The organism is Pseudomonas auratipiscis (assembly GCF_036324085.1).
Taxonomy (GTDB): domain Bacteria; phylum Pseudomonadota; class Gammaproteobacteria; order Pseudomonadales; family Pseudomonadaceae; genus Aquipseudomonas; species Aquipseudomonas auratipiscis.
On the sequence record NZ_JAZDCU010000010.1, the window covers coordinates 159,733 to 172,888 of the forward strand.

At 58.9% G+C, this 13,156-nt stretch carries 10 protein-coding genes and 2 tRNA genes; 8 read left to right on the plus strand and 4 right to left on the minus strand.

What is annotated here, in order from left to right; translation table 11 throughout:
- Positions 1–75 precede the first annotated feature (75 nt).
- The 4 genes from V0R60_RS15760 to V0R60_RS15775 all read right to left on the minus strand — a co-directional run bounded on the left by V0R60_RS15760 (position 76) and on the right by V0R60_RS15775 (position 3,092).
- On the minus strand, positions 76–1,644 hold the full coding sequence (locus tag V0R60_RS15760) for an ABC transporter permease (RefSeq protein WP_330080365.1): 1,569 nt from the start codon (positions 1,642–1,644) through the stop codon (positions 76–78).
- Positions 1,644–2,657, minus strand: coding sequence for an extracellular solute-binding protein (locus V0R60_RS15765; RefSeq protein ID WP_330080364.1), 1,014 nt, complete (start codon positions 2,655–2,657; stop codon positions 1,644–1,646). Before V0R60_RS15765 ends, V0R60_RS15760 begins: the two co-directional genes overlap by 1 nt.
- 174 nt (positions 2,658–2,831) lie before the next feature.
- Positions 2,832–2,918, minus strand: a tRNA-Leu gene (locus V0R60_RS15770).
- 87 nt (positions 2,919–3,005) lie between these two features.
- A tRNA-Leu gene (locus tag V0R60_RS15775) sits at positions 3,006–3,092 on the minus strand.
- Between the two features lie 266 nt (positions 3,093–3,358).
- Here V0R60_RS15775 and rnr point away from each other — a divergent pair.
- The 8 genes from rnr (at position 3,359) to V0R60_RS15815 (ending at position 12,937) form a co-directional block, all read left to right on the plus strand.
- Positions 3,359–5,950 carry a ribonuclease R gene (gene rnr, locus V0R60_RS15780; protein ID WP_136478400.1) on the plus strand — a complete coding sequence of 864 codons (2,592 nt, stop codon included), beginning with the start codon at positions 3,359–3,361 and terminating at the stop codon, positions 5,948–5,950.
- Entirely contained in the window at positions 5,947–6,693 is a 747-nt protein-coding gene (rlmB, locus tag V0R60_RS15785) for a 23S rRNA (guanosine(2251)-2'-O)-methyltransferase RlmB (protein WP_136478399.1), read from the plus strand. The genes rnr and rlmB overlap by 4 nt, the downstream gene beginning before the upstream one ends.
- A gap of 243 nt (positions 6,694–6,936) precedes the next feature.
- Positions 6,937–7,362: a 30S ribosomal protein S6 gene (rpsF, locus tag V0R60_RS15790; RefSeq protein WP_136478398.1), complete on the plus strand. Its 426-nt coding sequence runs from the start codon at positions 6,937–6,939 to the stop codon at positions 7,360–7,362.
- Between the two features lie 28 nt (positions 7,363–7,390).
- A complete protein-coding gene (gene rpsR / locus V0R60_RS15795) occupies positions 7,391–7,621 on the plus strand; it encodes a 30S ribosomal protein S18 (RefSeq protein WP_009403887.1) in 231 nt (76 codons plus the stop codon).
- A 36-nt stretch (positions 7,622–7,657) separates the two neighbouring features.
- Entirely contained in the window at positions 7,658–8,557 is a 900-nt protein-coding gene (locus V0R60_RS15800) for a hypothetical protein (protein WP_136478397.1), read from the plus strand.
- 21 nt (positions 8,558–8,578) lie between these two features.
- On the plus strand, positions 8,579–9,025 hold the full coding sequence (gene rplI / locus V0R60_RS15805) for a 50S ribosomal protein L9 (protein WP_136478396.1): 447 nt from the start codon (positions 8,579–8,581) through the stop codon (positions 9,023–9,025).
- A gap of 110 nt (positions 9,026–9,135) precedes the next feature.
- Positions 9,136–10,533: a replicative DNA helicase gene (gene dnaB, locus V0R60_RS15810; protein ID WP_203478789.1), complete on the plus strand. Its 1,398-nt coding sequence runs from the start codon at positions 9,136–9,138 to the stop codon at positions 10,531–10,533.
- 100 nt (positions 10,534–10,633) lie between these two features.
- Positions 10,634–12,937 (plus strand): YgiQ family radical SAM protein, encoded by a 2,304-nt coding sequence (locus tag V0R60_RS15815; protein ID WP_330080765.1) that lies wholly within the window; start codon positions 10,634–10,636, stop codon positions 12,935–12,937.
- The last annotated feature ends 219 nt before the right edge of the window (positions 12,938–13,156 follow it).

Genomic DNA, 13,156 nt, shown 5'->3' on the forward strand with positions numbered 1-13,156 from the left:
GGGGCACGCTCGCTCCTGCAGGGTTGTACGCACACCTGGTAGGAGCGGGCTTGCCCCGCGTAGCGTTCCATAGCCTCAAGCGCGGTTCAGATACATCCGCGTCGTCAGCAGATACACCGGCAGCCCCGACACTAGAATCAGCAGTGCTGCATAAGGAGCCGCTGCTGCGAATTCGACGTTGGCGGTATGTGCCCACACTTCGGTCGCCAAGGTGGTCATGCCTGTGGGGCTAAGCAGTAGCGTCGCCGTCAGTTCTTTCATGGCATCGAGAAATACCAGGGCAAATGCGGCGGCGAGCGCCGGGAAGATAATTGGCAAAGTAACCCGGCAGAACGCGCTGAATTGGCTCGCGCCCAGGGTGCGCGCCGCTTCTTCCAGTTGTGGAGCCGCCTTGTTCAGGGCCGTGCGCACCGGTGCCTGGGCCAGGGGCAAGAACAGCAGGGCGTAAGCCAGCAGCAACAGCCCGGTGGTCTGGTACAGCACCGGCACGTAGTGCAGGGCGAAGTACACCAGGGTCAGGGCTATTACCAGGCCGGGCAGGGCGTGCAGCAAGTACGGCAGGCGCTCGGCCCAGATTGCCAGGCGGCCCTTGTATCGCACCACCAGAAAGCTTATCGGCAATGCCAGGAGCAGGCTCAGGCCGGCGCCTCCCAACGACAGCGACAGCGATGACGCCAGCGCGCGGCTGATATCGGCAACCGGGAAGGCGGCGGAGGAGCCGACGCTCAGCCAGTAGCCAAGCATGCCCAGCGGAATGCCACTGCCGAGCAAAGCCAGGATCAGGCAGTACAGCTGACCTGCCGGCATCCAGGCGCGAAGGCGAACAGGTGCGCCGCGACGTGCTACGCCTTGACCAATGCGGACATGGCGCGCCTTGCCACGTACGCGCAGTTCGAACCACAGCAGCAACAGGCACATGAACAACAACACTGCCGAGAGCATCGCTGCATTGGCGTTGCTGAATTCCAGCTCGAATTGCTGGTAGATCGCCGTGGTGAACGTCTGTAGGCCGAGGATCGACAGGGCGCCGAACTCCACCAGCATATGCAGGGCGATCAGCAGGCTGCCACCCAGAATCGAGGGCCACAGCAGCGGTAGGGTGATCTTGAAAAACACGCCCCATCGGTTTTGCCCAAGTGTTCGTGCCGACTCCTCCAACGAAGTATCGAGATTGCGCAGCGTCGCAGCAACGGGCAGGAATACCAGCGGGTATTTGGATAGGCTCATTACCAGGATTGCCCCGCCCAGGCCTTCGAAGCGTGGGCTCAAGGACACCCAGGTAAAGCCGCTGACGAAAGCGGGTACCGCGAACGGCAGGCACAAGATTACGCCCCACAGTCGTCTGCCTGGCAGGTCGCTTCGTTCCAGCAGCCAGGCGAGGGACACCCCGAGTATCATGCAGACCAGGGTGACGCCGGCCATCAACATCAGCGTATTGCGCATCAGACCCCAGACAAAGGGGCGCCAAAGCAGGTGCAAAGCTTCTCGCCAGCCTGCTTCCCAGGCCTTTAGGCCTACGTACAACAAGGGCAGCAGACTCAGGCCGACCAACAGCAGGACCGGCACCACAACCCAGATCGAAGGTCGCTTGCGCCGAGGGATGTAACGGCTTGCCGCTGCCGGCATGGGTACGGCTACGGTCATCAGAGCAGGCCAACTTCGCGTTCAAGTTCCAGGGCTTCTTCTGCATTGCCCAGGTCGGCCGGGGTGATTTTCGGCGGACGCAGATCCTCGAACGGCTTCAGACCCTGATCCGAGACCATGCCTTTGTGCAAGGGATATTCGGCGGTGGTCTGGGTGATGACTCGTTGGCCTTCTTCGCTGGCCATCCAGGCCAATAGCGCCTGGGCTTCCTTCGGGTGTTTGCTGGCTTTGACGGCAGCAGCGCCGGAAATGGTCATCAAGCCGCCGACGTCACCATCGGCAAGGTAATACAGCTTCGAATCCAGCTGGCCGCGTTCCTTTTTCAGGGCGTACCAGTAGTAGTTGTTCACCAGTACCGCGGCGACTTCGCCATTTTCCACGGCTTTGAGAGCAACCATATTGTTGGTGTAAGTCTTGCCGAAGGCCTTGAGGCCAGTCAGCCATTCTTCGGCTGCATCGCGACCGTGCAGCTTGAGGATGGCGACGGCTTGTTCCTGGAAGGCACCGCTGGTCGGAACGAAGCCAATCTTGCCGTCCCATTCAGGGTTGGCGAAGTCCATCACAGAAGGTGGCAATTCTTTTTCGTCGATTACCTTTGGATTGAACGCCACTACCCGGGTGCGTGCAGTCACACCCATCCAGGTGCCATTGGCGGCGACGAAATCCTTGGGAAGCATCTGCAGGGTCGAGTCGTCGATCTTGGCCAGCAGGCCCAGCTCGCCCAGGTTGTTCAGGGGCGGTGATTCTTCGGTGTAGATAACATCGGCGGGTGAGCGATCACCTTCTTCGATGATCTGGCTGGCCAGCTGGTTGCTGCTGCCTTTGCGGATGTTGATGTGGATACCGGTCTTGGCCTCGTAGGCTTTGGCGATAGCGTCACCGATTTCCTTGTGCTGGCCGTTGTACAGAGTCAGCGACACGGGGTCGGCAGCCATGGCGACAGGGGTGCCTAACAACAGGGCAAAAACAGAAACGGCCAGGCCGCGCAATAGGGGGGAATTGCGGAACGTCATGCGGGTACTTCCTCGCTTGCGGCTACATATCTGGAAACAATGATAATCGATATCGCTTCTCAAATGGCCCTATGAGGGGAATTTCATGAGCAGGCTATCGGTCGTTTCGGGGCGCAAGGAAGGAATGGCAGGGGTAGAAACGAAAAAACCCGCTTTCGCGGGTTTGATCTGAATTGGTGCCCAGAAGAAGACTCGAACTTCCACGACCGTAAGGTCACCAGCACCTGAAGCTGGCGTGTCTACCAATTTCACCATCTGGGCAAAATGAAGCGGTGTAGCTTGTAACAAAAACAGTGTAGCTTGTTGCTGTAAATCTCAGAAGCGCTGTGCAGTTCTAAGATTTGAAATTGGTGCCCAGAAGAAGACTCGAACTTCCACGACCGTAAGGTCACCAGCACCTGAAGCTGGCGTGTCTACCAATTTCACCATCTGGGCATTTCGCTGAGGTCGCATGATGCTTCACATCAGCTAGCATCTCAACTATAACGACGGTGGCCGTCGCTGTGGTGCGCACTATACGGATGCCCCTGAGAGCTGTAAAGCCCCGTTCAGAAAAAATCTACAAAAATTCAAGTTGTTGTTCCTTATGATGGTTTTGGCAGTATCCAGGGGCTCTGTGAGGGCTGTCCAAGCCTGAAATTTCCGGTTTCAATACGCCTATGCCAAACTAACCCTTATATAGACAAGGTGAACCTCTCCTAATGGCCGATTGGCAGTCCCTCGATCCCGAGGCCGCTCGTGAAGCGGAAAAATACGAAAACCCTATTCCTAGCCGTGAGCTGATCCTGCAGCGCCTGGACGAGCGTGGCTCGCCGGCTGCCCGTGAGCAGTTGGTCGAAGAGTTCGGCCTGACCACCGAAGACCAGATCGAAGCCCTGCGCCGCCGTCTGCGAGCAATGGAGCGTGACGGTCAGTTGATCTATACCCGGCGTGGCACCTATGCCCCGGTAGATAAGCTGGACCTGATCCTCGGACGCATTTCCGGCCACCGTGATGGCTTCGGTTTCCTGATTCCGGATGATGGCAGCGACGATCTGTTCCTCAGCCCTGCGCAAATGCGCCTGGTGTTCGATGGTGACCGCGCCCTGGCCCGGGTTTCCGGCGTGGACCGCCGAGGACGCCGTGAAGGCGTAGTGGTCGAAGTGATCTCCCGTGCTCACGAAAGCATCGTCGGTCGTTATTTCGAAGAAGGCGGTATCGGCTTCGTTACTCCGGACAACCCCAAGGTTCAGCAGGAAGTGCTGATTACTCCGGGACGTAACGGTGGTGCGAAGATCGGTCAGTTCGTCGAAGTGAAGATCACCCATTGGCCGACGCCGCGCTTCCAGCCTCAAGGCGATGTTACCGAAGTGATCGGTAACTATATGGCGCCCGGCATGGAAATCGACGTTGCTCTGCGCAGCTACGATATTCCGCACGTTTGGCCAGAGGCGGTGATCAAGGAAGCGCGCAAGCTCAAGCCGGAAGTCGAAGAAAAAGACAAAGAGCATCGCATCGACCTGCGTCATCTGCCGTTCGTCACCATCGACGGTGAAGATGCTCGCGACTTTGACGATGCGGTCTACTGCGAGAGCCTGGGCAAGTTGCGCCTGTTCTCCGGTGGCTGGCGCCTGTACGTGGCGATCGCCGACGTCTCCAGCTATGTGCGTCTGGGCTCGGCCCTGGATAACGAAGCCCAGGTCCGCGGCAACTCAGTGTACTTCCCAGAGCGCGTGATTCCGATGCTGCCGGAGGAGCTCTCCAACGGTCTGTGCTCGCTGAATCCGCACGTCGACCGGTTAGCGATGGTCTGTGAAATGACCATCAACAAGTCCGGGCAAATGGTTGATTACCAGTTCTACGAGGCGGTGATCCACTCCCACGCACGCCTGACCTACAACAAGGTCAGCAGCATGCTCGAACATGCGCGTACCCGTGAGGGCAAGGCACTGCGCGAGCAGTACAGTGAAGTGGTCCCGGACCTCAAACAACTGTATGCCCTGTACAAAGTTCTGTTGGCGGCCCGTCACACCCGTGGCGCTATTGACTTCGAAACCCAGGAAACCCGGATCATCTTCGGTTCCGAGCGCAAGATCGCCGAAATTCGGCCGACGGTGCGCAATGATGCCCACAAGCTGATCGAGGAGTGCATGCTGGCAGCCAACGTTGCCACTGCCGAGTTCCTCAAGAAGCATGAAATCCCGGCGCTGTACCGAGTTCACGATGGTCCGCCACCGGAGCGCCTGGAAAAACTGCGCGCTTTCCTTGGTGAGCTGGGGTTGTCGTTGCACAAAGGCAAGGATGGTCCGTCGCCCAAGGACTACCAGGCCCTGCTGGCCCAGATTTCCGATCGCCCGGATTTCCACCTGATCCAGACCGTGATGCTGCGCTCCTTGAGCCAGGCGGTGTACAGCGCTGACAACAACGGCCACTTCGGCCTGAATTACGAGGCATACACCCACTTCACCTCGCCGATCCGCCGTTATCCGGACTTGTTGACCCACCGCGCTATTCGCAGTGTGATCCGTTCGCGCCAGGATACACCGCACGTCAAGCGTGCCGGCGCCCCGAGCATTCCCAAGGCGCGCATCTATCCGTATGACGAGCCGACCCTGGAGCAGCTTGGCGAGCAGTGCTCGATGAGCGAACGGCGCGCCGACGAGGCCACCCGCGACGTAGTCAACTGGCTCAAGTGCGAGTACATGAAAGACCGCGTCGGCGAAAGCTTCCCGGGGGTGATCACTGCCGTGACCGGTTTTGGTCTGTTCGTCGAGCTGACCGACATCTACGTCGAAGGCATGGTGCATGTCAGCGCCTTGCCGGGCGACTACTACCACTTTGATCCTGTGCACCACCGCTTGGCCGGTGAGCGCACCGGTCGCAGCTTCCGCCTGGGTGACACGGTCGAAGTGCGGGTCATGCGTGTCGATCTCGAACAGCGCAAGATCGACTTCGAGATGGCCGAGAACACCCTGAAAGCGCCGATTGGTCGCAAGCAGCGCTCCGAAGGTGTGCGCCCGCAGGACGGCAAGCCAGTCCCAGTGCTCGACAAGGCTGAGATGCCGAAGGCCGAGCCTGCGCGTCGGAGCAAGAAGAACGAAACTGCCGAAGCTTATTTCCCTTCGCATGCGGCGGCGAAAAACGCCGAGGTGCGCAAAAGCCGGGAAATGAAAAAGGCGCTGATGTCCGGTGCCAAAAGCTCCAGTGGCAAGTCGTCCTCCAAGGCCGGCAAGTCGTCGGAAAAGCCGAGCAAGCATCGTAAAGGGCCGCCAAAAGCGAGCTCTGGATCACGTAAACCCAAGGCCAAGTCATGAGTCAGTTGGAAAAAATCTACGGCGTTCACGCCGTAGAAGCCCTTTTGCGTCATCACCCCAAGCGGGTCAAGCAGATCTGGCTGTCGGAAGGCCGTAGCGATCCGCGTGTCCAGGTTATTGTCGACCTGGCCGGGCAGAACCGCGTTGCGGTCGGCCAGGCCGAGCGCCGTGAGATGGACGCCTGGGTCGAAGGCGTGCACCAGGGTGTCGTCGCTGAGGTCAGTCCGAGCCAGGTGTGGGGTGAGGCAATGCTCGAAGAGCTGCTCGACCGCACTGAGGGCGCCCCGTTGATCCTGGTGCTCGACGGCGTCACCGATCCGCACAACCTCGGTGCTTGCCTGCGTACAGCAGATGCAGCCGGTGCCCTGGCGGTCGTTGTGCCCAAGGACAAGTCGGCAACCTTGACGCCGGCTGTGCGTAAAGTGGCCTGCGGCGCCGCCGAGGTAATCCCGCTGGTGGCCGTGACCAACCTGGCGCGCACACTGGAGAAGCTCCAGCAGCGTGGCCTGTGGGTCGTCGGTACGGCCGGTGAGGCCGAGCAGGAGTTGTACCAGCAGGACCTGACCGGGCCGACCATTCTGATCATGGGGGCCGAAGGCAAGGGCATGCGTCGTCTGACCCGCGAGCACTGCGACTTCCTGGTCAAGCTGCCAATGGCCGGCAGCGTCAGCAGCCTGAACGTGTCGGTGGCGACGGGCGTGTGCCTGTTCGAAGCCGTTCGTCAGCGTAACGCCAAGAAGTAATAACCAGCTTCAGGCTGCAAGCCGCAAGGTGTGGTGTTTCCCTGGGAAGTGCACTGATCTTGTGGCTTGCAACTGTTCAAATCTTCACCAATGACCTTGCTTGTCCTTCGGTGCTTCTCTACAATTGCGCCCCTTGCCATGTCGGCAGGCGTTCACGCGCCTTCAGCCAAGGCAAGACATACAGTGTCATTCACTCCTTGTCTGACCACCCTGGTGGCAGACTACAACCCGTAAGGAGCATTCATGCGTCATTACGAAATCATCTTTCTGGTCCACCCTGACCAGAGCGAGCAAGTCGGCGGCATGGTTGAGCGTTACACCAAGCTGATCGAAGAAGACGGCGGCAAGATCCACCGTCTGGAAGATTGGGGCCGTCGTCAACTGGCCTACGCAATCAACAATGTTCACAAGGCTCACTACGTGATGCTGAACGTTGAGTGCACTGGCAAGGCCCTGGCCGAGCTGGAAGACAACTTCCGCTACAACGATGCCGTGATCCGTAACCTGGTCATCCGTCGCGACGAAGCCGTCACCGGCCAATCCGAGATGCTCAAGGCTGAAGAAAACCGCAGTGAGCGCCGTGAGCGTCGCGACCGTCCTGAGCATTCTGACAGCGCCGATGGCGATGACAGCAATGACAGCGACAACAGCGATAACGCTGACGAGTAATCCACGGACCTTTTGAGGAGCCTATTACATGGCACGTTTCTTCCGTCGTCGTAAATTCTGCCGCTTCACTGCTGAAGACGTGAAAGAGATCGATTACAAAGATCTCAACACCCTGAAAGCTTACGTATCCGAAACCGGCAAGATCGTTCCAAGCCGTATCACCGGTACCAAAGCTCGTTATCAGCGTCAGCTGGCTACCGCTATCAAGCGCGCCCGCTTCCTGGCCCTGCTGCCCTACACCGACAGCCACGGCCGCTGAGACCGGGTCGTCGACAGGTAGCAAAGGATAGAATGCATGCGTGCCTTAGCTGATTTCATCATGCGCGGTCGCGTGCAAGCCACCCTGGTGGTGGTGGGTTGTGCGGCGTTGCCGCTGTTGTTCTGGTTGAGTGCCGCCGCTGGGAGCCTGGTGTTCCTGCGGCGCGGTTTCAAGGACGCCTCCGCAGTCCTCGCCTGGGCATTATTGCCGGCGTTGGTGTGGTGGTTCTTCGGCGAGCCGCGCACCTTGATGGTGTTGCTGGGTACGCTGGGTCTGGCTGCGCTGTTGCGCGCCGGACAGTCCTGGAACCGGGTGCTGTTGTTCAGCATCGCGATGGGCCTGGTGTATGGGGTTGTTCTGGGTTCGGTGTTCCGCGAACCGATCGAAGCGCTGGCTGGCGTGCTTGAAAAAGCCCTGCCGCAGATGCTCGACGGTCTCTACCAACAATTGTCGGTAGAAGAGCGGGCCCGCCTGGGTAGCCTGATCGCACCTGTGCTCATTGGCCTGATAGCGGCATTGATGCAAGCCGTCAGTGTGCTGGCCCTGATGTTGGGTCGTTACTGGCAGGCAGTGTTGTATAACCCGGGAGGTTTTGGTCGCGAGTTTCAAGCGGTCAGGCTTCCTCTGGTGCCAACGCTGGTATTGGTGGTGCTCATGCTGGTGGGGCCGAATTTCGGTTCTGAACTGGCGATGTTGACGCCGCTGTGCAGCGTACCGCTGATGTTCGCAGGGCTTGCCCTGATGCATGGGCTGGTGGCGCAAGGTCGACTGGGCAAGTTCTGGTTGGTCGGGATGTACGTGACACTCCTGCTGTTTATGCAGCTGACTTATCCGTTGCTCGTGGTTTTGGCCATTGTCGACAGCCTGATTGATTTTCGCGGTCGCAAGGCACCCCCTAAAGGTGCTGACAACGATTCCGCGAACGGTGAAGGTTAAAAGTTAAGAGGTTTATACCAAATGGAACTGATCCTGCTGGAAAAAGTCGCCAACCTGGGCAACCTGGGCGACAAGGTAAATGTTAAGGCCGGTTACGGTCGTAACTTCCTGCTGCCATTCGGCAAGGCTACCGCTGCGACCGCCGCCAACCTGGCTGCGTTCGAAGAGCGTCGTGCCGAGCTGGAAAAACTGGCTGCAGACAAAAAAGCTTCGGCTGAAACCCGTGCTGCCCAACTGGCCGAGCTGGAAGTGACCATCACTGCCACCGCGGGTGACGAAGGCAAGCTGTTCGGTTCGATCGGCACCCACGACATCGCTGACGCCCTGACCGCCTCCGGCGTTGAAGTGGCCAAAGCTGAAGTTCGTCTGCCGAACGGCACCATCCGTAACGTCGGCGAATACGACGTTGCCGTGCACCTGCACAGCGACGTTGAAGCCACCGTTCGCGTGGTTGTTGTCGCAGCCTAAGCTGTCCCAATCGGCTAGCACCTTGAGTGTCAGCCGGTTAACATCGGGCACGATCCTGCTTTGCAGGTCGTGCCCTTTGTCTTTTTCATCACCCTGATTCCTGCGTGGCCATGAACGAGATTACCGCCCCCGAGCAATATGATCTGCAAACCTCTGCCCTGAAGGTGCCTCCGCACTCCATCGAGGCCGAACAGGCCGTGCTCGGTGGCCTGATGCTGGACAACAACGCCTGGGAACGAGTGCTTGATCAAGTTTCCGATGGCGATTTCTACCGGCATGACCACCGCCTGATCTTCCGCGCCATCCATAAGCTTGCCGACCTGAACGCCCCGTTCGACGTGGTAACGCTGCACGAGCAGTTGGATAAGGAAGGTGTCAGTTCGCAAGTCGGCGGCCTGGGTTACTTGGGCGAGTTGGCCAAGAACACCCCATCGGTAGCCAACATCAAAGCCTATGCCGCGATCATCCGTGAGCGGGCAACGCTGCGTCAGTTGATCAGCATCAGCAACGAGATTGCCGATAGCGCCTTCAACCCGCAGGGACGCAATGCGGCTGAGATTCTCGATGAAGCCGAGCGACAGATCTTCCAGATCGCCGAGGCACGGCCGAAAACCGGTGGCCCGGTTGGGGTCAATGACCTGCTGACCAAGGCCATCGACCGTATCGATACCTTGTTCAATACCGATAGCGCCATTACCGGCCTGTCCACCGGCTATACCGACCTTGATGAGAAGACCAGCGGCCTGCAGCCAGCCGACTTGATCATCGTTGCTGGTCGTCCGTCCATGGGTAAGACTACCTTTGCCATGAACCTGGTCGAAAACGCCGTGTTGCGTAGTGACAAGGCGGTATTGGTCTACTCCCTGGAGATGCCAGGCGAATCGCTGATCATGCGTATGCTGTCGTCCCTGGGGCGCATCGACCAGACCAAGGTGCGTTCCGGTCAGTTGGAAGACGATGACTGGCCACGCCTGACCTCGGCGGTCAATCTGCTAAACGACCGTAAGCTGTTCATTGACGATACCGCTGGCATCAGCCCTTCGGAGATGCGTGCGCGTACCCGCCGCTTGGTGCGTGAACATGGTGAAGTGGGTCTGATCATGATCGACTACCTGCAATTGATGCAGATTCCAGGTTCCAGCGGTGACAACCGTACCAACGAGATTTCCGAGATCTCGCGCTCGCTCAAGGCCCTGGCCAAGGAATTCAATTGCCCGGTCGTGGCACTGTCGCAGCTCAACCGTTCCCTTGAACAGCGGCCCAACAAGCGCCCGGTGAACTCCGACTTGCGTGAATCGGGTGCGATCGAGCAGGACGCCGACGTCATCATGTTCGTATACCGTGATGAGGTCTATCACCCGGAAACCGAGCATAAAGGCATCGCCGAAATCATCATCGGCAAGCAGCGGAACGGGCCGATCGGCTTTATTCGCCTGGCCTTCATCGGCAAGTACACGCGCTTTGAGAACCTGGCGCCGGGTAGTTACAACTTCGACGACGACGAGTAAGGCAATTCGAGCAATTCCGACCTTTAACGTCGGAATTGGTCAAAATTTGTGCTATATTCCGCGCCCGCGATTTTTCATCGATTAGCCACCGGTCACTGACATGCAAGCAGCCAAACCACTTTTCGACTATCCCAAGTACTGGGCCGAATGCTTCGGACCAGCACCGTTCCTGCCCATGAGCAGGGAGGAGATGGATCAGCTCGGCTGGGATTCCTGCGACATCATCATCGTGACCGGTGATGCCTACGTCGATCATCCGTCGTTCGGCATGGCGATCATTGGCCGCCTGCTTGAAGCCCAAGGCTTTCGCGTGGGCATCATTGCCCAGCCGAACTGGCAGTCCAAAGACGACTTCATGAAGCTTGGTGAGCCGAACCTGTTTTTCGGTGTCGCGGCCGGCAACATGGACTCGATGATCAACCGCTACACCGCCGATAAAAAGATTCGCTCCGACGACGCCTACACGCCAGGCGGCCTGGCCGGCAAGCGTCCGGACCGCGCGAGCCTGGTCTACAGCCAGCGCTGCAAGGAAGCCTACAAGCATGTACCTATCGTGCTGGGTGGTATCGAAGCTTCCCTGCGCCGTATCGCGCACTACGACTACTGGCAGGACAAGGTTCGTCATTCGATCCTGATCGACGCCTGTGCCGATATCCTGCTGTACGGCAACGCCGAGCGCGCCATCGTGGAAGTCGCCCAGCGCCTGTCCTTTGGCCAGAAGATCGAAGACATCACTGATATTCGTGGTACAGCCTTCATTCGACGCGACACGCCGCAAGGCTGGTTCGAAGTCGACTCCACGCGTATCGACCGTCCGGGCAAGATCGACAAGATCATCAACCCGTACGTGAACACCCAGGACACCCAGGCCTGCGCCATCGAGCAGGAAAAAGGCCCGGACGAAGATCCCAACGAAGCCAGGGTCGTACAGATTCTAGACAGCCCGCGCATGACCCGTGACAAAACGGTCATTCGCCTGCCATCGTTCGAGAAAGTCCGTGCTGACGCCGTGCTCTATGCTCACGCCAACCGGGTGTTGCACCTGGAGACCAACCCGGGCAACGCCCGCGCGCTGGTACAGAAGCACGGGGAGGTTGACGTATGGTTCAACCCGCCGCCCATTCCGATGACCACCGAAGAGATGGACTACGTGTTCGGCATGCCCTATGCGCGCATCCCGCACCCGGCGTACGGCAAGGAGAAGATCCCGGCTTACGACATGATCCGTTTCTCGGTGAACATCATGCGCGGCTGCTTCGGCGGCTGCACCTTCTGCTCGATCACCGAACACGAAGGACGCATCATCCAGAACCGATCCCACGATTCGATCATTCGTGAAATCGAAGAAATTCGCGACAAGGTTCCAGGTTTTACCGGTGTCATTTCCGACCTCGGTGGCCCTACCGCGAACATGTACCGTATTGCCTGCAAGAGCCCCGAGATCGAATCGGCGTGCCGCAAGCCGTCGTGCGTGTTCCCGGGGATCTGCCCGAACCTGAATACCGACCACTCGGCCCTTATCAAGCTGTATCGCAGCGCCCGTGAGCTGCCAGGGGTGAAAAAGATCCTCATCGCTTCCGGCCTGCGTTACGACCTGGCGGTGGAATCGCCGGAGTACGTCAAGGAACTGGTGACCCACCACGTTGGCGGCTACCTGAAAATTGCCCCGGAGCACACTGAGGAAGGCCCGCTGAATCAGATGATGAAGCCGGGTATTGGCAGCTACGACCGCTTCAAGCGCATGTTCGAGAAGTACTCCAAAGAAGCAGGTAAAGAACAGTACCTGATCCCGTACTTCATCGCCGCGCATCCGGGTACCACCGACGAAGACATGATGAACCTTGCCTTGTGGCTCAAGGGTAATGGCTTCCGTGCTGATCAGGTGCAGGCGTTCTACCCGTCGCCGATGGCCTCGGCCACTGCCATGTACCACTCCGGCAAGAACCCGCTGCGCAAGGTTACGTACAAGAGTGACCCGGTAACCATCGTCAAGAGTGAGCAGCAGCGTCGCCTGCACAAGGCGTTCCTGCGTTACCACGACCCGAAAGGCTGGCCGATGCTGCGTGAGGCACTGGAGCGCATGGGGCGTGCCGACTTGATTGGTTCTGGCAAGCATCAGCTGATTCCGCTGCACCAGCCGTCGACTGACAGCTACCAGAGTGCTCGACGCAAGAACTCCACGCCAGCGGGTAGCCACAAAGTGGCCAAGGATCAGAAGATCCTGACCCAGCACACGGGCTTGCCGCCTCGCGCAAGCGACGGCTCCAATCCGTGGGACAAGCGCGAGCAAGCCAAGGCAGCGGCATTTGCCCGCAACCAGCAGGCTGCCAAAGAGCGTAAAGAAGCAGCCAAAGGCGGTAAAGGCGGTAAGAAACCCGCCCGCCAACCGGCCGTGCCACGCTAGTTAGCAATTCCCTGGCAATGGGAGCGGGCTTGCCCCGCGATGAGGCCAGCGCACCCTGGAAAAAAGGGGGCCGGATCACGCCGCTCCCCTGCAGTTTTTTCTGGAAAAGCCTCGAATCTGTGCAACGCTTGCACGGCAGCCTCTCTGCGGTGCGCTTTTGGTGCACCTGAATGAGTTGCAGGCCGGAATTCACTGACTTGGCCATATGGCACATGTCTT

Coding starts and splice junctions, on each gene's coding strand:
- rpsF (WP_136478398.1), top strand. CDS start 6,937: ATGCGTCATTACGAAATCATCTTTCTGGTCCACCCTGACCAGAGCGAG.
- rpsR (WP_009403887.1), top strand. CDS start 7,391: ATGGCACGTTTCTTCCGTCGTCGTAAATTCTGCCGCTTCACTGCTGAA.
- V0R60_RS15760 (WP_330080365.1), bottom strand. CDS start 1,644: ATGACCGTAGCCGTACCCATGCCGGCAGCGGCAAGCCGTTACATCCCT.
- rlmB (WP_136478399.1), top strand. CDS start 5,947: ATGAGTCAGTTGGAAAAAATCTACGGCGTTCACGCCGTAGAAGCCCTT.
- dnaB (WP_203478789.1), top strand. CDS start 9,136: ATGAACGAGATTACCGCCCCCGAGCAATATGATCTGCAAACCTCTGCC.
- V0R60_RS15800 (WP_136478397.1), top strand. CDS start 7,658: ATGCGTGCCTTAGCTGATTTCATCATGCGCGGTCGCGTGCAAGCCACC.
- V0R60_RS15765 (WP_330080364.1), bottom strand. CDS start 2,657: ATGACGTTCCGCAATTCCCCCCTATTGCGCGGCCTGGCCGTTTCTGTT.
- V0R60_RS15815 (WP_330080765.1), top strand. CDS start 10,634: ATGCAAGCAGCCAAACCACTTTTCGACTATCCCAAGTACTGGGCCGAA.
- rnr (WP_136478400.1), top strand. CDS start 3,359: ATGGCCGATTGGCAGTCCCTCGATCCCGAGGCCGCTCGTGAAGCGGAA.
- rplI (WP_136478396.1), top strand. CDS start 8,579: ATGGAACTGATCCTGCTGGAAAAAGTCGCCAACCTGGGCAACCTGGGC.